Raw genomic sequence first — 20603 nt, 5'->3', positions numbered from 1 at the left:
CAGCGACATGGCCGCCCAGAGCCGGGCGGACGGAGGGCCGGATGGCGCAGGGCGGCACGGTGGGCGGCAGCACGGTGCCGGGGGGCGGGGCCGGTCAGGACGTCCTGCCGGCCCTCGGCGCGGCGGCGCCCCGGGCGGCGGAGTTCGGCCGCGACGCCCTCGTCGTCTGCGACAACCTCGTCCGCATCCACCAGACCGGCTCGATCGAGGTCCAGGCGCTGCAGGGGCTGGACCTGCTGGTCGACGCCGGGGAGATGGTCGCCGTCGTCGGGGCCTCCGGGTCGGGGAAGTCGACGCTGCTCGCCGTCCTGTCCGGCCTCGACGCACCCACCGCCGGGCGCGTCCGGGTGGGGGAGTGGGACCTCACGGCGATGACCCGCCGCGACCAGGTCGCCTACCGGCGCAGCACGGTCGGCTTCGTCTGGCAGCAGACGGCGCGCAACCTGGTGCCGTACCTGACCGCCGCGCAGAACGTCGGCCTGCCGCTGGCCCTGGCCGGCGCACCCCGCCGCGGCCGGTCCGCCCGGGTCGCCGAGCTGCTCGACCTGGTCGGTGTGGGGCACTGCGCCGGCCGGCGGCCCGGGCAGCTGTCCGGTGGCGAGCAGCAGCGGGTGGCCATCGCCGTCGCGCTGGCCAACGCGCCGCGGCTGGTGCTCGCCGACGAGCCGACGGGCGAGCTGGACACCGCGACGTCCCAGCAGGTCTTCGAGGCGCTGCGGGCGGCCAACCGGGAGCTGGGGGCCACCGTCGTGGTGGTCACCCACGACCCGACGGTGTCCGGGCAGGTGGAGCGCACGGTGGCGATCCGGGACGGGCGCACCTCCAGCGAGGTGCTGCGGCGCACCGAGGTGGCCGCCGACGGCGGCTCGGCCGTCGTCGCCGAGGAGTACGCGGTGATGGACCGCGCCGGCCGGGTGCAGATACCCGCCGACTACCGCGCCGCCCTCGACCTCACCCGCCGGGTCCGGCTCGCGCTGGAGGCCGACGCCGTCTCGGTGCGCCCGGACGCAGGCCCGCGGTGACGGGGGTCCCGGTGGAGGTGCCGATGGTCGAGGTGCGGGGCGTGCACCGCACCTACGGCAGCGGGCCGGCCGCCGTGCACGCGCTGCGCGACGTCTCCCTCACCGTCGCGCCCGGCGAGCTCGTGGCCCTCGTCGGGCGCTCCGGCTCGGGCAAGACCACGCTGCTCAACGTCCTCGGCGGGCTGGACCGCCCCGACTCCGGCACCGTGCACGTCGCCGGCACCGAGGTCACCGCGCTGGACGACGACGGGCTGGTGCGGCTGCGCCGGGACGTCGTGGCCTACGTCTTCCAGACCTTCGGGCTGGTGCCGGTGCTGTCGGCCGCGGAGAACGTCGGTGTCCCGCTGCGGCTGCGCGGGCTGCCGGTCGCCGACCGCGAGAAGCGCGTGCAGCTGCTGCTGGAGCTGGTCGGGCTGGGGCAGGCGGCGGGGCAGCGACCGGGGGAGATGTCCGGCGGGCAGCAGCAGCGGGTCGCGATCGCGCGGGCGCTGGCCGGCTCGCCGCGGCTGCTGATCGCCGACGAGCCCACCGGACAGCTGGACAGCGAGACCGGGCTGGCGGTGATGGCGCTGATCCGCGCGGTCGTCGAGGCCGAGGGGATGACCGCGGTCGTCTCCACGCACGACCCGGTGATGGTCGCCCTCGCCGACCGGGTCGTGCACGTGACCGACGGCCGCGTGGTCGCCGGCGTGGGCCGCGGGTGACCCCGTCGGTCGGTCCGGTCGCCCGCCGGTCGCTCGCCCAGCGGGGCCTGCTGGCCGCGGTCCTGGCCGTCGTCGTCGCCGGTGCGGTCGTGCTGGGCACGTGCACGCTGCTGCTCACCACCGGCCAGGACCGGGCGCGGGCGGCGCAGCTGCGGGCGACCCCGGCCGCGGAGCTGACCGCCGAGGTGGTGGTCGGGGAGGTGCCGGCCGACGCGGCCGGGGCGGCGGACGCCGCGGCGGCCGCGCTGACGCAGGCGCTGGCCCCGCTGCCGTCCCCGCTGTCGACCTGGACCACCTCGACCGTGCGCGCCCTGGACGCCGGCGACGGCGCGGCGGACCGGCTGGGCTACGTGGCCGGCATCAGCGACCTGCCCGCCCACGCCGAGCTGCTCACCGGCCGCTGGCCGGAGGTCGCTCCCGGTGCCGGCCCGTGGGAGGCGGTGCTCCCGGGACCGGCGGCCGACCTGCTCGGCGTCGGCCCGGGCGACGAGCTCACCCTGGGCCCGGGCGAGGGTCCGACGGCGCCCGGGGTGACCGTCGTGCTGGTGGGCACCTTCGCGCCCGAGACGGCCGACCCCGGGTGGCAGCGGGACCTGCTCGGCGGCGCCGGGTACGACCCGGCGCTGGAGTTCGGCGTGTGGCGGCGGAGCACCCGGCCGGCCTTCGGGCCCGTGGTGGTCGCGGCGGACACCCTGCTCGGCCGCGGCGCCGCCCCGACCGGTGGCGGGCTGGACCAGGTGCGGGTGGTCGCCTCCCCGGACGTCGCACACGCCTCGGCCGCCGGGCTCGACAGCGCCGACCGCGGCATGGCCGTCCTCCGGACGACGCTGCCCGACGCCCTGACGGGTGCGGACGCCTCGGCCCGGGTCGACGTCCCGCTCGCCCGCACCCTGGCCCGGACGCGGACGCAGCAGGCGGTGACCGGGTCCGGAGTCCTGGTCGTCGCGCTGGTCGGGCTCGCCCTGGCCGGGACGGCGCTGGGGCTGGCCGCCCGGCTGGTCACCGGCCGGCGGGCCGCGGAGAGCGTGCTGCTCACCGCCCGCGGCGCGGGACGCGGGCAGCTGGCGGGCCGGGCGGCGGCCGAGGCGGGGGCGCTGGCCGTCGTCACGACGGTCGTGGCCGTGCCGCTGTCGCTGTTGCTCTTCCGGGCGCTCACCTCGGTGCCCCGGCTGTCCGCCGCGGGGCTGGGCGGCCCGGTCGGCGTGAGCTGGCCGCTGGTGGTCGCCGTGGCCGTCGGCGCGCTGCTGCTCACCGCGGTGCTCGTCCTGCCGGCGCTCGCCCCGGTGCACGGCGGCGCCGCCGTCCGCCGGGGACGCCGTGGCCTGCTCGTGCGGTCCGGGGCCGACCTACTGCTCGTGGCGGTCGCCGTCGTCGTCCTCCTGCAGCTGCGTGCCCACCCCGGCTCCGGCTCCCCGGCCGGCGTGGTCGACCCGCTCCTGGTGGCGGCTCCGGTGCTGTGCCTGGTCGCCGGCGCGGTGCTGGCGCTGCGCGTGCTGCCCCTGGTGCAGCTGCTCGCCGAGCGCCGGGCCGGTCGCTCCCGCGGGCTCGTCGGCGCGCTGGCCGCCTGGGAGGTCGCGCGCCGGCCGCACGCCACGGGTGCCGCGCTGCTGCTGGTCCTGGCCACGGCCGCCGCCACCTTCGCCACCGGGTACGCCGACACGTGGGACACCTCGCAGGTCGACCAGGCCGCCGCCCGGGTGGGCACCGACGTCGTCGTCCCGGCGTCCGTCCCGGCTGCTCCCGGGGAGGGTGCCGAGGTGGCGGCCGTGCTCGGCGGCACGGTGACCCCGGCCACCGTGCGGCCGGTCTCGCTGGGGGACCTGTCGGCCACCGGGACGGCTCCCCCGGAGAACCGGCTGGTGGCGGTGGACACCTCCGTGGCCGGTGACCTGCTCGCCGGGCACCCTCCCGGCGCCCTGGACTGGACCGCGCTGACCGCGGGTCTGGAGGCCCCCGAGCGGGCGCAGGGCGTGGTGCTGCACGTGCCGGACAGCGGGGCGGCGCTCACGGTCACCGGGTCCGCCGTCGGCGTCGACCTCGTGGTCCGGCCGGTGCTCGTCGTCCAGGACACCCGGGGCGCCCGGGCCACGCTGTCGGGCACGGAGGTGCCGCTGGACGGCGCCCCGCACCCGGTGGAGCTGCGCGACGCCACGGACACCGCGCCGGTCGCCGGGGACGATCTCACCGTCGTCGGCGCCGACCTGGTGCTGTCGGCCCTGGTCCCGAGCGCGATCGACCCGGCGGTGAACCGCGGGGCCGCGGTGACCGTCCGGCTCGCGCTGGCCGGAGGCCCCGCCGCCCCCGCCGCGGAGTGGACCGCCGCTCCGCCGGTCGACGCGATCACGGGGGACCTGGACCGCACCGCCGTCACCGTGTCCGGCGGCGCCGGCGGCGTGGTGCTCGACGCGGCGGGCACGGTGTCCGTGCCCAGCCTGCTCGACCGGTCGGCGCACCTGCTGCTCACCGCCTACCGGCCGCCGCTGGCCGTGCCGGTGCTGCTCACCCCGGACCTCGCCACGGCGATCAACGCCCGGCCCGGCGACCCGATCGCCCTCGGCGTCGGCACCGAGGTCGTCAACGGCCGGGTCGCCGGCCTCACCCCCTGGCTGCCGGGCGCCCCGGACGCCTCGGGCGTGCTGGCCGACGAGGAGGTCCTCGCCCGGGCCCTCGCCGCCCTCGCCGACCTCGATCCGGTGACCGACAGCTGGTGGGCCGGGGGCGTCGCCGACCAGGGCACCGCGGTGGCCCGGCTCGCCGACGCCGGCCTCCCGGGCGCGGTCACCCGCGACGGCGTGGCCGCCCAGCTGCGCGGCGGCCCGCTGCGGGTCGGCCTGCCGGCGGTGCTCTGGCTGCTCACGGCCACCGCCGTCGCCCTGGCGCTCACCGGCACGGCCCTGCACACGGCCGCCGCGCTGGAGTCCAGGTCGGTCGAGGTCGCCCGCCTGCAGGGCCTGGGCGTGCCGCGGCGCGCGCTGGCCGCGGCGGTGCTGGTCGAGCACACGCTGGTCACCTCGGTCTCCGTCGTGCTGGGTGCGCTCGTCGGCGGGCTCCTGACCCGGCAGCTGGCGCCGTCGATGACCGTGTCGGAGACCGGCCGGGTCCCGGTGCCCGCGCCGGTCGCCCAGTGGCCCTGGCCCGCGGAGACGGCCCTCGTCGTCGGCCTGCTGATCGGCTGTGCGGCCGTGGTGGTGCCGGTCGCCGGCGCGCTGGTGCGCCGCGCGGGGTCGGCGCACCTGCGGCTTGGGGACGCGACGTGACCCGCGCGGTCCTGCCCCGGTCCCGGCGTCCCGGCGTGCCCCTGGCCGGGCTGGCCCGGCGCACCCGCGCCGACCGGCTGCTCCTGCTGCTCACCGTCGCCGTGCTCGCGCTGACCTCGGCCCTGGCGGTGGTCACCCCGCGCCTGGTGGACCGCAACGCCGACGCCGCCGTCCAGGACGCCGTCCGCGACGCCGGACCGCTGGCCGACACGACCCTGACCGCGCCGTTCGCGCAGCTGCGCACGTTCCCGCCGGAGCTGCCGGAGGACTCGGTCCCGGAGACGGTGGCGACCACGGAGCGGATCGAGGCGGCCCTGCCGCCGGAGCTGTCCCGGGTGCTCGGGGCGCCGGTGGCGGCCGTGGTCGGCCGGTCCATGCCGCTGGACCGGCCGATCGACCCCGCCCTCGGGCCGCTGGGCGTCCGGCTGGCGTGGGTGTGGAACGGGGTCGAGCCCGCGGTCACCTGGGTCGAGGGCGCGGCTCCCGGACCGCCCGCACCGCGTCCGGAGGGCGCACCGGAGATCGAGTTCGACGGGCCGCCGCCCTACCCGGTGCCGATCGGGCTGAGCGAGGAGGGGGCGGCCACCCTGGGCGCCTCCGTCGGGGACCTGATCGGCGTGACGTCCTCGGCCCACTACGAGGTGGTGCTGAACGTGACGGGGGTCTTCCGGGCCGGGGACCCCGGCGACCGGGCCTGGCAGCGTGCCCCGGAGCTGCTCCGGCCGCGCACCAGCGGCACCGGGCGCACCGCCCAGACCACCGTGGCGGGGCTGCTGTCGGCCGGCTCGCTGCCCGCGCTGCGGCTGGCGGTGCCCAGCGGCGACCTCACCCGCACGGTCACCTTCAGCACCGACCCCGACGCCGTCGACGCCGCGTCCGCCGACGTCCTGCCCCCGGTGGTGGGTGGGCTGCAGGTGGCACCGGCGAAGCTGCAGGTGTACCCGACGCCGACGGTGACCAGCCGGCTGGGCCTGGTGCTCACCCAGGCCGGTGACCGGGTCCGGACGGCGCAGGCCCAGGCCGCGGTGCTGCTGGCCGGGGTCGTGGCCGGTGCCGCGCTCGTGCTGCTGCTCTGCGCCCAGCTGCTGGCCGGCCGCCGCCGGACGGTGCTGGCCACCGAGCGGGCCCGCGGGGCGTCGCTGACCGCGCTGGCGGTCGACCTCGGGATCGAGTCCGCCGTCCTGACCACCGTCGGCGGGACGGTCGGCGTCCTGGTCGGGGCGGTCCTAGTGCCGGGCCCGACCGCGATCGGCTGGCTGGTGCCCGTGCTGGGGGCGGGCCTGCTCGCCGGGCCGGTCTGCGGGGTGCTGGTCGCCGCCCGCGCCACCGGTGGACGGCGGGTGCCCGCCGACCGGCGGCAGCGCAGGCGGCTGGCCCGGGCCGGGCAGCTGCGCCGGGGCGCGGTCGAGGTGGTCGTCGTGCTGCTGGCCGTGGCGGCGATCGCCACGCTCCGGCTGCGCGGGGTGGTCGCCTCGGCCGCCGACCCGATCGCGGACCTGCTGCTCGTCGCGGCCCCCACGCTGGGGGTGGCCGCCGGTGCCGTGGTGCTGCTCCGGCTGGTGCCGCTGCTGCTGCAGGGCGTGCTGCGCACCGCCACGCGCTCGCGCCGTGCCGTGCCGCTGCTGGCCGCGGTGCAGGCCCGGTCGACCGCGGGTGCGCGGCTGCCGCTGCTCGCCCTCACCCTGACCACGGGGCTGGTCGCGGTGGTGGCCACGCTGGGCCTCACCGTCCGCGCCGGCCAGGAGACCGGGTCCTGGGCGGCGGTGGGCGGCGACGTCGCGGTCACGGTCGGGGCGGACCAGGAGCTGCCCGCCGGGGGGCTGCCGGGCCTGGCCGCGCAGCTGCTGACCCGGCCGGGGGTCGAGCAGGCCGTGCCGGCCCGGGTCCAGCGGGACACCCAGCTGCTGGTCCGCACCACCAGCAGGACGGTGACCGTGCTCGCCGTCGACCCGGCCGCCTTCGACCGGCTGCTGCGCAGCACCCCGCTGCCCGATGCACCCGACCTGGCGCTCCTGGCCGGTGGCGGCGCCGAGGGCGTGCCCGTGCTGGTCGGGCCGGACGTGCCGCTGGAGAGCCGCTCGGCGTCGGTGCTCTGGAACGGCCAGCAGGTGCCGGCCGACCCGGTCGGCCGGTCCCCGGCCCTCGGCGTGGCCGGCCCCGCCACCGTGGTCGTCGACGCCGCGGCACTCGAGGCGGCGGGCGGCGGGTCCGCTCCGCCGGACACGCTCTGGGTGGTCGGGCCGGGGGCCGCCGCGGCGGTGGCCGGCACGCCCGCGCTGGCCGGTGCCGACGTCGTCTCCCGGCAGGACCGCCTGGCGGCACGGCGGGCGGACCCGCTGACCGGCGGGCTCACGCTGGTGGCGGCCGGGTCCGCGGGGGCGCTGCTGGTGCTGGCCGCCGCCGTCGTCGGACTCGGTGCCGCCGCCGGTGCGCCCGCCCGCGGCCGCTCGCTGGCGACCCTGCGGACCCTCGGTCTCACCGGCCGCCAGGCCCGGGCGATCAGCCTCGGCGAGCTGCTGCCGCCGGTGGTCGTGGCGGCCCTGGCCGGGTCGGCCCTCGGGACGGCGGTGGCCGGGCTGGTCCGGGCGCCGCTGGCGCTGCGGCTGCTCACCGGCCAGTTCGGCCCACCGGCGCTGGTCGTGCCCTGGGCCGTGCCGCTGGTGGCGGTGCCGCTCGTGCTCGTGGTGCTGGCCGTCGTCGCGGTGGAGTCCTCCGCCCGCCGGCGGGAGCGGCTGGGCGAGGTGCTCCGGGTCGGCTGACGCGTCCGGCCGGGCGCGAGTACCGGTGGCCGGGGCGGGCACAGTCGGGGTGCAGCCGAGGCGAGGAGATGCACGTGACCGAGGGACAGCCCACCCGCATCGTGGTGGTCGGCGGCGGGTTCGCCGCCTTCTACGCACTGCGGCACCTGCAGCGGCACCTGCCGCCGGGTCGGGCCGAGCTGGTGCTGGTCAGCCCGAACGACTACCTGCTCTACAGCCCGCTGCTGCCCGAGGTGGCCACCGGCGTCATCGAGGCCCGGCACATCGCCGTCTCCCTGCGCCGGGCGCTGCCCCGCGTGCGGCTGGTGCTCGGCCGGGTCACCTCCGTCGACCTCGGCGGCCGCACGGTCACCGTGCGCCCGGCCCTGGGGGACGCCGACGACGAGGCCCGCACCGAGCGCTTCGACCAGCTGGTCCTGGTGCCCGGCTCGGTCACCCGCCGCTTCGACATCCCCGGCGTGGCCGAGCAGGCCCGCGGGCTGAAGACGCTGGTCGAGGCCGTCTACCTGCGCGACCACCTGCTGCACTGCCTGGACGTCGCCGACGCCGAGCCCGACACCCCGGAGGGCCGGGCCCGCCGCGCGGAGCTGCTGTCGGTGGTCGCCGTGGGCGCCGGGTACACCGGCACCGAGTTCGTGGCCCAGACCCAGCGGTGGCTGCGCACCATCGAGGGCCGCTGGGACCGCACCCGCGCCGAGGACGTGCGCTGGGTGCTGGTCGACGTGGCCGAGGCGGTGCTGCCCGAGCTGGGGCCCAAGCTCGGGAAGCTGGCCCTGGACCTGCTGCACCAGCGCGGGATCGACGTCCGGCTCGGGGTGTCGGTCGCCTCGGCCACCGACCGCGCCGTCACCCTCACCGACGGGACGACGGTGCCCACCCGCACCCTGGTCTGGGGCGCCGGCGTGGCCGCCAGCCCGCTGGTCGCCGGGCTCGGACTGCCGCTGCGCAAGGGCCGGCTGGTGGTCGACCCGGAGCTGTCGGTGCCCGGTGTCCGCGGGGTGTGGGCGGCCGGCGACGCCGCCGCCGTCCCCGACCTCGCCGCCGGACCGGGGGACGACGGCCTGCCCGACACCCCGCCGACGGCGCAGCACGCCCAGCGGCAGGGCACGGCGCTGGGCCGCAACATCGCCGCCTCGCTGGGGGTGGGCACCGCCCGCCCCTACCGGCACCGCGACCTCGGTCTGGTCGCCGACCTGGGCGGCTGGGACGCGGTGGCCAAGCCGCTCGGGCTGCCGCTGAGCGGTCCGCTGGCCAAGGTCGTCACCCGCGGCTACCACCTGTACGCGCTGCCGGCGATGGCCAACCGGGTGCGGGTCGCCGCCGACTGGCTGTGGCAGACCGTGCTGCCGCCGGAGAGCACCCAGCTGTCGGTGGTGCGCACCGAGGACGCCCGGCTCGACGCCGCCCAGGCCACCGGCATCTACGCCCCGCAGGACCGCGGCTAGCGGCCCTTCTCGGTGACCTTGTAGGGGGTGCCGTCGCGGTCGTAGGTGGTCCAGGTGCCGACCGTGCGGCCGTGGTCGAACGTGCCCGAGCGCATCAGGCTGCCGTCGAGCCGGAACCACTCCCACCACCCGTGCGGCTGCCCGCCGACGACCGGGCCGCGGGCACGCAGCGACCCCGTGGTGTGCCGCTCGACGTGCATGCCGTCGGGCGGCGGTCCGGCCGGGTGCGGGGCGTCGGGCACGGCTCCTCCTGCGGGTGGGTGCCCGATCGTAGGTCCGGGTGGGCGCCCTGGCGGTTGCGCCCGCCCGGTGGCGTACTAGCGTCGCCCCATGCCGCTGATCTTCCACTGGGGCGGGCCGCGCCACGGCCAGGTCGACGACGTCCCCGACGAGGCGGTCTTCTCCTCCGTCCTGGTCTACGACGGGCCGCAGTACCTGGGCGTCTACGAGCGCTCGACGCCCCCGCAGATGCACGACACCCCGCAGGGTCCCGCCGAGGTCTGGGTCGTGCGGGAGTAGCTCAGCCGGCCTCGCGCGTCGCCAGGGAACCGGTCGAGGTCAGCTCCTCGGCGATGTCCCGCAGCTTGCGGTTGGTCAGCGACGAGGCGCGCACCAGCAGGTCGAAGGCCTGGACGGCGGTCAGCTTGTGCCGCTCCATCAGGATGCCCTTGGCCTGCCCGATCCGGTCGCGGTGGTCGATGGCGGCGAGCAGGTTCGACTCGTGCTCGGCCCCGGCGAGCGCGACGGCCGCGTGGGCGGCGAAGAGCAGGCCGACGTCCTCGGACACCGCGTCGAACGCCCCGGCCCGGCGCGCGTAGAGGTTGAGCGCGCCGAGGTGGTCGCCCTCGACGAACAGCTGGAAGCACAGCAGGCTGCCCACACCGAGCGCGGCGGCCTGGCGGGAGTACTCCGGCCAGCGGTCCTCGGTGGCCACGTCGGGGACCCGGACGACGACGTCGTCCCAGATGGCGTCCAGGCAGGGTCCCTGCCCGAGCGTGCCCTGCAGGGCGTCGAGGGTCTTGGGCAGGTCGCTGGTCCAGGCGCGCGGCTCGACCTGCTGGCGGGCGATGACGTAGCTGATGCCGCACTCGTCGGCGCCGGGCACGGTGTCCACGGCAGCCCGGGTGATGCCCTGCAGGGTCGCCTCGACGTCACCGTGCTCCTGCTGGAGCTCACGGGCGACACGGCTCATCACGTCACCGAGGCTCTCGGGCACCTGGTGGTCGCCGCTGCGGTCCTGCTCCTCGGGCGTCACCCCACGACCGTAGACCGGCGGCCGGACCACCGGGCGGCTGCGGACGGCCGCTGCGCGCGTGCGGAGGAGCCGGAGCCCGGGGGACGGCGCCCACCGGGTGGTCGCGGCCGCCTGCCGTCAGGCGGGCGGGCAGCCCGGCGCACCGACCGCGGACACCTGGGCCAGCAGGTCGGGGGACACGGCCAGGGCGTCGTGCCAGTCCTTCCACTGCGCGTGGGTCAGGCCGGCGGCGCCCAGGCGCGCGTCGAGGTCGGTGGTGAAGGCGGACTCGTCGGCGAACGCCTGTCCGGTGACGGCGCACTGCCGGGCGAACTCGACCTCGGCGATCCGCTGCGTGGTGGCGTCGGCGGGCACCGCCGTCACCGTCGTGGTGGGCGCGGCGGCGCTGACCTCGGCGGCTGCGGAGGTGCAGCCGCCGAGGGCGAGCAGGACGATCCCGGCGACCAGGCCCGGCACGGTCGAGCGCAGGTCAGCGGACAACGAGGGTCACCGCCCCCACCGTCGACGCCGGCGCTGCGGCGGTGTAGCTGATGGTCAGCGGCACGGCGTAGGTGCCCGGTGCGACCCCGGTCGTGGTGAACCGGATGCTGACGTGGTCGGTGGTGCGGCCCACCAGGGTGCTGCCGCTGTTGAGGGTGCTGGCGGTGCCGTCGGCGGGGTAGGCGACCTGCAGCCCGGCCGGCAGCGTCCCGGCGCGCACGGTGAAGCCGGCGAGGTCGGTCTGGCCGCCGGTGAAGGAGATCTGCTGGAAGGCGTCGCTGCCGGCGGCGACGGCCAGCTGCGTCGTGTCCTGGGTGAACGGCACGCCCACGGCCGGGACGACGGGCACCGCGACGGAGGTGGTGAGCGTGGAGGTGCGGATCCCGCTGGCCGCCCACATGGCGCGGTCGCCGGCCAGCAGCACGTCGAGGCAGCCGAGCAGGCCGGTGCAGCCGGTGTAGGTCGAGGTGAGCGTCACCCGGAAGCTGGTGCGCTGGGAGTAGGGCACCGACAGCTTGAAGGCGGTGAAGTCCTGGGTGCCGCCGGCCAGCGTCGCGGAACCGTAGAGCGAGGTGTCCGACCCGCCCCGCGTCGTCGGGTACGTGACCGTCACGCCGGCGGGGGCGCTGACCGTGGTCGACCAGTCGGTGACGGTGGCGCGGGTGCTCCAGGGCACCGACACCCACGCGGACTGGCCCGGTGCGAGGGCGGCGGTGGTGGTGGCCGCGCTCTGCACACCGCTCCAGTTCAGGTTGAGCAGCTCGGCACGCGCGGGCGTGCCCGGCAGCAGGACCGACCAGGCCAGCAGTGCGCTCAGCAGCAGCGCACCGGCGGCGCTGCCGCGGCGCCACCGGGGCCGCAGGGTCTGGGGCAGTGGGGTCACCCGGTGTTCATCGGTCGCGGGACGGTGGTCCTGTAGTCCGCGCGGCCCACGCTCACCCGTGCAGGTGATCCGGGGGTCAGGCGGAGGTGGCGGGCGATGTCCGCCGTGGCGGTGAGAGATGGACTCCTCGACCGCGACGACGGTGGTGGACAGCGCGTGCCGATGAGCAGCTGCAGTCGCCCGCCGGCTGACCGCTCAGCCCTCGGCGGCGGCCCACTGCCGGACCGGGGCCCGCGCGGCCAGTGCAGCCGTGACGACCGGCAGCGGCAGGGCGACCAGGACCACGAGCAGGACGTCGAGGAGCTCGTCGCCCGGCAGGGTGAACGCCCCGCCCACCAGGGCGAGCACCAGAACCGCGGCCGCGGTCACCGCTCCCTTGAGCACCCAGCCCAGCCGACGCCGGTCCAGCAGCGAGATGCCGCCGGCGAGCAGCACCCCACCGACGGGCAGGCCGAGGCTCAGCAACCGGGTGGTCAGGACACCGCCGCCGGTCAGCCAACCCAGGTACACCCCGCCGAGCACCGCCAGGCTGCCGGTCACGATGGCGAGCACGGCCACAGCGGTGGCCGACCCCGGGCGGCCCGGGCCGTGCGGCCAGACGCCGGGCTGCGCCCAGCCCGGACCGGACGGCGGCCCGTACGGCCCCTGCCGGTGGGCCGGCTGACCGTGGAGGAGCTGACCGTGGGGAGCCTGCCCGTGGGGTCGGCCGTCGTGCGGTCCGGGCTGCCACGGCCCGCCGGAGGTCACGACCATGAGGCTGCCGACGCCCGGCCGTGCCGGCTGTGCGAGGGCAGGTGCGCCGTCGGTGGCGGCGCTGAAGCCGGTCCGGGGCATCGCCGTCCACACCGCGGTGCGCCGGGTGACGGCGCGGTACAGCCCCTGCAGGCGGTACCAGGCGTGCACCTGGCGGAAGCCGACGTTCTCCAGCAGGCCGGCGGCCAGCAGGGCCGGCAGCGACCGGCGACCGCCGTAGCGGTGGAAGGTGAACTCCTCGACCGCGACGACGGTGGTGGACAGCAACGTGCCGATGAGCAGCGCCAGGCCGAGCATCGTCCCGGCCCCCACCAGGTTGAGCCAGCCGAACAGGTAGGCGATCGCCAGCGAGGCCAGGCCGACGACCTCCACGAGCGGGCCGATCGTCTCGAACAGCAGGAAGAAGGGGAGCGCCAGCAGCCCGACGGTGCCGAAGCGCGGGTTGCCGATCATCCGCCGGTGCTTCCACAGCAGCTGGCCCAGCCCCTGCGACCAACGGCGGCGCTGACGGCCGAGCACCGTCCACGTCTCGGGGACCTCGGTCCAGCACACCGGCTCGGGCACGAAGACCATCCGGTGCGGGCGGCCCAGCCGGCGCTGGTGCTCCAGCAGGGTGACCACCAGTTCGGCGTCCTCGGCGAGGGAGTGCGGGTCCATGCCGCCGACCTCGACCACCAGGTCGCGGCGGAACAGCCCGAAGGCGCCGGAGATGATCAGCAGCGCGTTCGCGTCGGCCCAGCCGGTGCGGCCGAGCAGGAAGGAGCGCAGGTACTCCACGGCCTGGATGCGCACCAGCCACTTCGACGACAGGCGCGGCTCGACCACGGTGCCCCGGTCGATGAGCGAGCCGTTGACGGCGCGGATGACGCCGCCGGCGCCGACCACGTTGACCGGGTCCTCGACGAAGGGGCGGGCCACCCGCAGCAGCGCCTCGGGCTCGAGCAGTGAGTCGGCGTCGAGCATGCAGACCAGGGGGTGCCGGGCGAGGTTCAGCGCCGCGTTGCTGGCGTCGGACCGGCGTCCGACGGAGACCTTGCGGATCACGGTCAGCGGGTCGCCGGTCGTGGCGCGGTGCACCGAGAGGACCTCGCCCTCGATCGGGAGGTCGGCGGTCCAGCGGGGCGTGATCGGCGTCAGCCCGTAGGCCTCGGCGACGAGCTCGAACGTGCGGTCGGTGCACCCGTCGTCGACGAGGACGATCTCGAAGGACGGGTACCGCTGGCCCAGCGCGGCGGCGAGGGTGCCGAGGACGCCGGCCTCCTCGTCGTGCGCGGGGATGAGCACCGAGATGGCCGGGGTGAGCGGGCTGGCGAAGATCTGCTCGTGGCCCTCGGCGCCGCTCCACCGCCGGTTGGCCAGCACCCGGCGGGCGCCGAAGACCACCAGCAGCAGCATCGAGAGGTCGAGCAGGACGACGTAGCCGAACACCGTCCAGTTCACGACCTGCACCAGGTGCACGACCGAGTCGGTCATCACGCCGCCTGCAGGGAGCTCGGGCGCCGGACGGCGCGGGCGGCGGAGGAGTCGAGGGCGGCCCGGGCGACGGCGCCGGTCGGGCCGGCGAGGTAGGCGTGCGCCACCAGCCGGGCCCGTCCCCGGTCGCCGAGGGCCGTCAGCGCGTCGGCGCAGGCCGCCCGCACGGGCACCGGGGCCGAGCGCATGGTCGTGGTGAGCGGGTCCAGGCAGCCGGGGTCGCCGATCCGGCCCAGGGCCTGGGCGGCGGCGAGCCGCACGCCCAACGGCGCGTCGGAGGTGAGGGCCGCGACCAGGGCGGGCGTGGCGTGCGGGGAGCCGATCCGGCCCAGCGCGGACGCCGCCGCCTCGCGGACGACGGGGGTGCGGCGGCCGTCGGCGACGACGTCGGCGAGGACGCCGGTGGCGCCCGGGTCACCGTGCAGGCCGAGCAGCTGGGCGGCCACGGGCCGGGCCGCGCGCAGCGGGCCGTTGACGGCGTCCCGCAGCGCGGGCAGCGCGGGTGTGCCCAGGTCGAGCAGGGCCATGCCGACGACGCCCGGCGGCACGGACGGCCGGGCGTCGAGGGCGGCCAGCAGCGGCGCGACGGACGTGACGTCGCCGATCCGGCCCAGCGCCCGGGCGGCCGCACTGCGGACGTCGGCGACGGGGTCGGTGAGGAGGGCGACCAGGTCGGGCACGTGCCGGCTGCTGGCCACGTTGCCCAGCAGCTCGGCCGCGCGGCCCCGCCGCCAGGCGGCACGGGCACCCAGCTGGGCGGCGGCCTGGTCGACCACGCCGCGGTCGACCAGCACCGACTGCAGGGCGGCCCGGTCCGCGCCGCGCAGCTGGGGGAGCAGCTCGAGCACCAGCTCGTCGAGCAGGGGGTCGGCGGAGGAGACGTCGGAGTCCGGCGCGTCGTCCTCCAGCAGGGCGTGGACCAGCGGCGTCAGCTCGGCCCGGTGCCGGGCCGTGCGGGCGGCGCGGCGCGTCCGTCCGGCGTGCTCCAGCGCGGTCGCGAGGAGCAGCAGGACGGTGAGCAGCGCCAGGACGGCGGAGACGACGAGCGACCCCGCCTCGATGCCGCTCACGCCCGTACGGTCCCCGGCGGCAGCGCCGCGGTCACCCGGGTCGCCAGCTCCCGGGTGCTGAAGGGCTTGACGATGTAGTCGGTCGCGCCGGCGGCGAAACCGCGCTCGAGGTCGGGCTCCTGGGCCTTGGCGGTGAGCAGCAGCACCGGCGTGCGGGCCAGCTCCTCGTCGGGGTCGGCGCGCAGCGCCGCGCACATCTCCAGGCCGTTCATCCGCGGCATCATCCAGTCGAGGACGACGAGGTCGGGGCGCAGCTGCCGCGCAGCGGCCAGCCCGGCCTGCCCGTCGGTCTCGACCGAGACGTCGAGTCCCAGCCGGGACAGGCGGAAGGACACGAGGTCGGCGATCACAGGGTCGTCGTCGACGACCAGGACGCGGGTCATGGGGCTCCGATCAGAAGGTCACTGGAGACGGTGATCGGCTGGTCGGGCGGGGAACTGTAGGGGCGTGTCACGGCTGTGACCGCCGCCCGCCTCAAGTCGCCTCCCGCACCGGCCGACACCAGACACATGGCGCACAACCCGCAGGTCCCCGGCTCCCGGCTCCCAGGCGCCCGTCCGGCCGGTGGACCGCGCACGCTGCAGGAGCTGATGCGCCGGCCGGCCCGGGTCGGCCTGGCCGCGCTGCTGCTGGTGACCCTGACCATCGTCACGGTCAACGTCATCGTGCTGGCCGTGCTGGCGCCGGACTCCACCCGGTCGGTGCGGATGCTCACCGCCCTGCAGGAGGGCAGCGTGGCGATGGTCGACCAGGAGACCGGGCTGCGCGGGTTCCTCATCACCCGCGACGAGCAGTTCCTGGCGCCCTACCGCGAGGGGGCGCTGGCCGTCGACCGGCTGAACACGCAGCTGGGCGCGTGGGCGCAGGACGACCCCGAGCTCGCCCGGCGGGTGGCCGAGCTGCGCGCCGCCGAGGAGGCCTGGATCCAGGGGTGGGCCCAGCCGACGCTGCAGGCCCAGCCGGCCGTCGCCGACCGGGCCGCGCTCATCGCCTCGCTGCTGCAGGGCAAGGAGCTCTTCGACGCCTACCGCACCGTCGAGACCGGCGTCCAGCAGGCGGTGGCGGAGCGGCGCGCGGCCGCCTCCTGGCACACCCGGCTGGCCCTGGCGGTCGGCACCGTCGTCGGGCTGCTCGTGGCCGTCGCCGCCGCCCTGCGGGTGCGGCAGGTGGACCGCCGGGCCAGCGCGGAGATCGCCCCGGCGTTCGCGCGGCTCAGCGGCCGGCTGTCCGACCTGGCCGGCGGCGACGTGGACCGCCGCCTGGCGCCCGTGGGGCCGGCCGAGCTGCGCGCCATGGCCATGGACGTCAACACCCTCAGCGCCGCCCTCCGCAGCCGCGGTGAGCTGGTCGCCGCGCGCGAGGAGGAGCTGGTCACCGCCCGTGACGAGGCCGAACGGGCCGGGCAGGCCAAGACGGCGTTCCTGGCCACGATGAGCCACGAGATCCGCACCCCGCTCAACGCCGTGCTGGGCCTGACCGACCTGCTGCTGGCCACCGAGCTGACCGAGCTGCAGAGGGGGCACCTGGAGACGGTGTCGCGCAGCGGCGACAGCCTGCTGACGCTGATCAACGACGTGCTCGACTTCTCCAAGATCGAGGCCGGTGAGCTGGACCTCGACGAGGCGCCCTTCGACCTGGAGGAGCTGGTCTACGACGTGGCCCAGCTGTTCAGCGCGCAGGCCGCGACCAAGGGCATCGACCTGCTCGTCGACATCCGGGCCGCCGAGGGCCGCCAGGTCATGGGCGACGCGCTGCGGCTGCGCCAGGTCCTGATGAACCTGGTCTCCAACGCCATCAAGTTCACCCCGCGCGGCCACGTCGTCGTCCGGATCACCGGGGAGGCCGGGAGCGACGGCGTCCTGGACGTGCAGATCGCCGTCCTGGACACCGGCATCGGCATCCCCGACGAGCACCGCGACCGGCTGTTCCGCTCCTTCAGCCAGGTCGACGGCTCGACCACCCGCGTCTACGGCGGCACCGGCCTCGGCCTGGCCATCAGCCAGCGGATCGCACAGGCGATGGGCGGGGAGATCACCGTGGACAGCGAGGTGGGCGTCGGGTCGACGTTCACCGTCGCCGTGCCGATGGGTCTGCTGCCGATGGCCGACGGCGGCGCCCGGTCGGGCTCGCTGCAGGGCTGCCGGGTGCTGGCCGTCGACGACAACCCGACCAACCTGGAGATCCTGGAGCACCAGCTGACCCGGGCCGGTGCCTCGGTCGTGCTGGCCGGCAGCCCGTTCCGGGCGATGGAGCTGCTCTCCGGTGGCCAGGACTTCGACCTGTGCCTGACCGACCAGCACATGCCCGGGATGAGCGGTGACGAGCTGGCGCGCTGGATCCGGCGGACGCCCGCGGTGGCCGACCTGCCGCTGGTGCTGCTGAGCAGCCTCACCACCGTCTCGGCCGGCACCGCGGGGCTGTTCGCCGCCCGGCTGCACAAGCCGGTGCACCCCGACCGGCTGCTGGCCGCCGTCGGCGCCGCGCTGCACCCCGCGCCGGCCGCCGGGCAGCGGAGCGTCGCCCCCGCCCCGGGGGAGCCCGCCCGGGACACCGGCCTCCGGGTGCTCGTCGCCGAGGACCACGAGGTCAACGCCCAGCTCATGGAGCTGTACCTGCAGCAGCTCGGGCACCGCAGCGAGCGGGTCGCCGACGGTCGCGCCGCGGTGAACGCCGTCCGCGCGGGCACCTACGACGTCGTGCTGATGGACGCCCAGATGCCCGTCCTGGGCGGCGCGGACGCGACCGCGGAGATCCGTGCGCTGCCCGGCCACCAGCCGGTCGTCATCGCGGTCACGGCGAGCGTGCTGGCCAGCGACCGGGCCGCCTTCGCCGAGGCCGGCGCCGACGACTTCCTCACCAAGCCGGTGCGGCTCGCCGTCCTGGACGGCGCACTGCGCGCCCTGCTCCCCGTCCGGCCCGCGGACGCCCCGGCGGAGGCCCCGGAGCCGGCCGCGGCCGGTGGACCGCTGGACCCCGAGGTCGTGGAGGAGCTGCGGGACCTCGGTGACGAGGGCTTCACGCAGGTCTACACGCGCTACTTGGACCACCTGGACGGCTGGGTCGCGGACCTGGTCGTCGCGGCGGGCCGCGCCTCCGGCTCCGGTGACGAGGCAGCGGAGGGCTCGGCGTCGCGGCTGGCGCACCGGCTGAAGGGCAGCAGCGCCTCCCTGGGCGCCACCCACCTGGCGGCGCTGTGCCAGCGCGTGGAGGGCGTCGACGCGCTGGAGGAGGCCGAGCGCGCCGCCTTGCTGACGGACCTGCAGGTGGAGTCGGCGCGGGTGTCCCTCGCCGTGCGGGAGCTGCTCGCGGTCCGGCCCGTCAGCGCCTGAGGGCGGTCGGGCCCCGCGCGGGGCGGGGGTGGGCCGGACCGGCCCGCCCCCGCGGTTCAGCCGCGGAGCTCGCCCAGGACGCGGCGGACGTCCGCCCCGCGGACCGGCTTCACCAGGACGCCGTCCATGCCGGCCTCTCGGCACGCGGCGGCGGACTCGCCGAGCGTCTCGGCGGTCAGGGCGAGGACACGGACGCCGCCGGTGGGCAGCGCGCGGATCGCGACGGCGGCCTCCAGACCGGACATCCGGGGCATCTGCAGGTCCAGCAGGACCAGGTCGAAGGTGCCCTCGGCGACGGCGCGCACCGCCTCGTCGCCGTCCGCCACCGTGACGACGTCGGCCCCCTCGGCGGCCAGGAGCCCCCGGGCGACCATCAGGTTGATCTCGTTGTCGTCGGCGACGAGCACCCGCGGCCGCCGCGGCGCCGACGCGTGCGCGGCACCGGCGCGCGGGCCGGCCGGTGCGGACGCGGGGGCCGCCAGGGGCAGTTCCACCACGACGGTGAACGTCGAGCCGACCCCGGGCTCGCTGGTGACCTCGATGCGGCCGCCCATCAGCTCGAGGAGCTGCCGGCTCAGCGCGAGCCCGAGCCCCGTGCCGCCGAAGCGCTCGCCCTGGGTGCCCTGGGTGAAGGGCTGGAACAGCTGGTCGAGCTCGGCCGCGGTCATCCCGGCACCGGTGTCGCGCACGGCGATCCACAGCTCCGCGGAGTCGGCCCGGGTCCGGGCGGTGGCGACGTGGACGTCGATCGAGCCGCTGCCGGTGAACTTGACCGCGTTGCCGACGAGGTTCATCAGCACCTGGCGCAGCCGGCGCGGGTCGCCGGTCAGCGCGTCGGCCGTCCCGGTGGTCAGCGTGAGGTCCAGTCCGCGGTTCCGGGCGACCGGCGCGAGGGCGTCGACCACCTCCCGGGCGACGTCGGTGGGCGCGAAGGCCTCGCGCGCCAGCGTCACCGACGTCGTCTCGGCCTTGGAGAGGTCCAGCACGTCGTTGAGCAGGGAGAGCAGCGCGTCCCCGGAGTGGCGGGCCACCTGCACGTACTCGTGCTGGCGGGTGGTGAGGCTGTCGAGGGCGAGGATCTCCAGCATGCCCAGGACGCCGTTGAGCGGCGTCCGGATCTCGTGGCTCGCGGCCGCCAGGAAGGCGGTCTTGGCGCGGGTGGCGGCCAGTGCCTGGTCGCGGGCCTCGATGAGCTCCCGGGCCTGGGCCCGGGCCTCGGTGACGTCCTTCATGGCGACGACCGCACCGAGCAGCCGCCCCGTGGAGTCCCGCATGGCCTGGCCGTCGCAGCGCACCGTGACCGCCGGGCGGTCCGCCGGCGCGATCACCATGACCTGTCCGTGCACCGAGCCCTCGGTGAGGGCGCGGAACAGCGGGATCTCGGGGACGGGCAGGAGCCGGACGCCGTCCTCGTCGAGGAGCGAGTACGTCCGGGCCCAGTCGGCCGACCCGACGCCCGCGTCCTCGGACGTGCCGGTGAAGCGCCGGGCCGCCTCGTTGACCAGCGTGAGCCGACCGTCGGCGTCGCAGGCGGCGATGCCGACGTCGATCGTCTCCAGCAGGGCCGCCATCAGCGCGCCCCGACGCTCGGACTGGTCCTGCGCCTCCCGTGCCTCGACGGCCTGCTCGGCGGCCTCCCGGGCGAGCTTCGCCTGCTCGAAGAGGGCGACCGCCTGGCCGGCCAGGTCGGTGAGCGCGCCGAGCTGGGCGGCGTCGAGGCGGCCGGCCTCCTCGGAGAACACGCAGAGCGAGCCCAGCACGCGCCCGTCGGAGAGCAGCAGCGGTGCCGACGCGTAGAGGCCCACCCGGGCCAGGCGCCCGTCCACCCAGGGGTTCGCGGCGAAGGCCGGTTCCCGCCGGGCGTCGGGGAGGTAGCGCAGCCGCTCGTCCTGCACGGACACGGCGCACATGGAGTCGGTGACGTCGGAGTCGGTGCCGGCGAAGCCGACCTCGCCCACCTGGTGCTGGAAGCAGTCGCTGAGCAGGTTCACGACCGCCATCGGCACGCCGGCGACGGTGGCGGCGACGCGGGTGACCGCGCGCAGCTGCTCGACCGGCGCGTGCCCCGGGAGGCCGTACTCCGCGAGCAGGGCATCGGCCCCGCTGCAGTCCGCGGACGGGCGGGCACCGGCGGCCCCGAGAGGGGCGCTCACCACGGTCACGCGTGCACATC

15 protein-coding genes are annotated in these 20603 nt (G+C 77.0%); 7 read left to right on the top strand and 8 right to left on the bottom strand.

Annotation, left to right across the window (positions count from 1 at the left end; all coding sequences use genetic code 11):
• Window positions 1-41: 41 nt before the first annotated feature.
• The 5 genes from KUM42_RS09695 to KUM42_RS09675 all read left to right on the top strand — a co-directional run bounded on the left by KUM42_RS09695 (window position 42) and on the right by KUM42_RS09675 (window position 9187).
• Window positions 42-1022, top strand: a complete 981-nt coding sequence (locus tag KUM42_RS09695) for an ABC transporter ATP-binding protein (protein ID WP_237496559.1) — start codon at window positions 42-44, stop codon at window positions 1020-1022.
• Complete coding sequence (locus KUM42_RS09690; protein ID WP_237496558.1) at window positions 1019-1726, top strand: ABC transporter ATP-binding protein; 708 nt, start codon at window positions 1019-1021, stop codon at window positions 1724-1726. Before KUM42_RS09695 ends, KUM42_RS09690 begins: the two co-directional genes overlap by 4 nt.
• Complete coding sequence (locus KUM42_RS09685; RefSeq protein WP_237496557.1) at window positions 1723-4983, top strand: hypothetical protein; 3261 nt, start codon at window positions 1723-1725, stop codon at window positions 4981-4983. Before KUM42_RS09690 ends, KUM42_RS09685 begins: the two co-directional genes overlap by 4 nt.
• Entirely contained in the window at window positions 4980-7742 is a 2763-nt protein-coding gene (locus KUM42_RS09680) for an FtsX-like permease family protein (protein ID WP_237496556.1), read from the top strand. Before KUM42_RS09685 ends, KUM42_RS09680 begins: the two co-directional genes overlap by 4 nt.
• A gap of 74 nt (window positions 7743-7816) precedes the next feature.
• Window positions 7817-9187 (top strand): NAD(P)/FAD-dependent oxidoreductase, encoded by a 1371-nt coding sequence (locus KUM42_RS09675; RefSeq protein WP_237496555.1) that lies wholly within the window; start codon window positions 7817-7819, stop codon window positions 9185-9187.
• Here KUM42_RS09675 and KUM42_RS09670 read toward each other — a convergent pair.
• Complete coding sequence (locus tag KUM42_RS09670) at window positions 9184-9429, bottom strand: toxin-antitoxin system YwqK family antitoxin (RefSeq protein WP_237496554.1); 246 nt, start codon at window positions 9427-9429, stop codon at window positions 9184-9186. The two genes, KUM42_RS09675 and KUM42_RS09670, sit on opposite strands and share 4 nt — an antisense overlap.
• 88 nt (window positions 9430-9517) lie before the next feature.
• Between KUM42_RS09670 and KUM42_RS09665 the strand changes: the two genes are divergently transcribed.
• Entirely contained in the window at window positions 9518-9706 is a 189-nt protein-coding gene (locus KUM42_RS09665; protein ID WP_237496553.1) for a hypothetical protein, read from the top strand.
• Window position 9707: 1 nt separating this feature from the next.
• Here KUM42_RS09665 and KUM42_RS09660 read toward each other — a convergent pair whose 3' ends face one another.
• The 6 genes from KUM42_RS09660 to KUM42_RS09635 form a co-directional block, all read right to left on the bottom strand.
• The gene (locus KUM42_RS09660; RefSeq protein WP_237496552.1) at window positions 9708-10442 is read right to left on the bottom strand and encodes a GAF and ANTAR domain-containing protein; all 735 of its coding nucleotides are present in this window, start codon (window positions 10440-10442) and stop codon (window positions 9708-9710) included.
• Between the two features lie 117 nt (window positions 10443-10559).
• A complete protein-coding gene (locus tag KUM42_RS09655) occupies window positions 10560-10922 on the bottom strand; it encodes a hypothetical protein (RefSeq protein ID WP_237496551.1) in 363 nt (120 codons plus the stop codon).
• A complete protein-coding gene (locus KUM42_RS09650) occupies window positions 10912-11805 on the bottom strand; it encodes a hypothetical protein (protein ID WP_237496550.1) in 894 nt (297 codons plus the stop codon). The genes KUM42_RS09655 and KUM42_RS09650 overlap by 11 nt, the downstream gene beginning before the upstream one ends.
• Window positions 11806-12000: 195 nt before the next feature.
• Window positions 12001-14031, bottom strand: a complete 2031-nt coding sequence (locus KUM42_RS09645; RefSeq protein ID WP_237496549.1) for a glycosyltransferase family 2 protein — start codon at window positions 14029-14031, stop codon at window positions 12001-12003.
• Window positions 14031-15101: a HEAT repeat domain-containing protein gene (locus tag KUM42_RS09640; RefSeq protein ID WP_237496548.1), complete on the bottom strand. Its 1071-nt coding sequence runs from the start codon at window positions 15099-15101 to the stop codon at window positions 14031-14033. Before KUM42_RS09640 ends, KUM42_RS09645 begins: the two co-directional genes overlap by 1 nt.
• A complete protein-coding gene (locus KUM42_RS09635; RefSeq protein WP_237496547.1) occupies window positions 15098-15484 on the bottom strand; it encodes a response regulator transcription factor in 387 nt (128 codons plus the stop codon). Before KUM42_RS09635 ends, KUM42_RS09640 begins: the two co-directional genes overlap by 4 nt.
• Window positions 15485-15610: 126 nt before the next feature.
• On the opposite strand from KUM42_RS09635, the gene KUM42_RS09630 reads away from it, so the two are divergent.
• Window positions 15611-18430 carry a response regulator gene (locus KUM42_RS09630; RefSeq protein ID WP_237496546.1) on the top strand — a complete coding sequence of 940 codons (2820 nt, stop codon included), beginning with the start codon at window positions 15611-15613 and terminating at the stop codon, window positions 18428-18430.
• A gap of 56 nt (window positions 18431-18486) precedes the next feature.
• Here the strand turns inward: KUM42_RS09630 and KUM42_RS09625 are convergent, their stop codons facing one another.
• A complete protein-coding gene (locus KUM42_RS09625) occupies window positions 18487-20592 on the bottom strand; it encodes an ATP-binding protein (RefSeq protein ID WP_237496545.1) in 2106 nt (701 codons plus the stop codon).
• Between the last annotated feature and the right edge of the window lie 11 nt (window positions 20593-20603).

Origin of the sequence: Modestobacter sp. L9-4, assembly GCF_019112525.1 — a bacterium.
Classification (GTDB): domain Bacteria; phylum Actinomycetota; class Actinomycetes; order Mycobacteriales; family Geodermatophilaceae; genus Modestobacter.
This window is presented reverse-complemented; position numbering and strand designations above follow the sequence as displayed.

What these genes read in the sequence shown, in the direction of transcription:
- KUM42_RS09635 (WP_237496547.1), bottom strand. Translation starts at nt 15,484, where the DNA reads ATGACCCGCGTCCTGGTCGTCGACGACGACCCTGTGATCGCCGACCTC.
- KUM42_RS09695 (WP_237496559.1), top strand. Translation starts at nt 42, where the DNA reads ATGGCGCAGGGCGGCACGGTGGGCGGCAGCACGGTGCCGGGGGGCGGG.
- KUM42_RS09665 (WP_237496553.1), top strand. Translation starts at nt 9,518, where the DNA reads ATGCCGCTGATCTTCCACTGGGGCGGGCCGCGCCACGGCCAGGTCGAC.
- KUM42_RS09630 (WP_237496546.1), top strand. Translation starts at nt 15,611, where the DNA reads ATGGCGCACAACCCGCAGGTCCCCGGCTCCCGGCTCCCAGGCGCCCGT.
- KUM42_RS09645 (WP_237496549.1), bottom strand. Translation starts at nt 14,031, where the DNA reads ATGACCGACTCGGTCGTGCACCTGGTGCAGGTCGTGAACTGGACGGTG.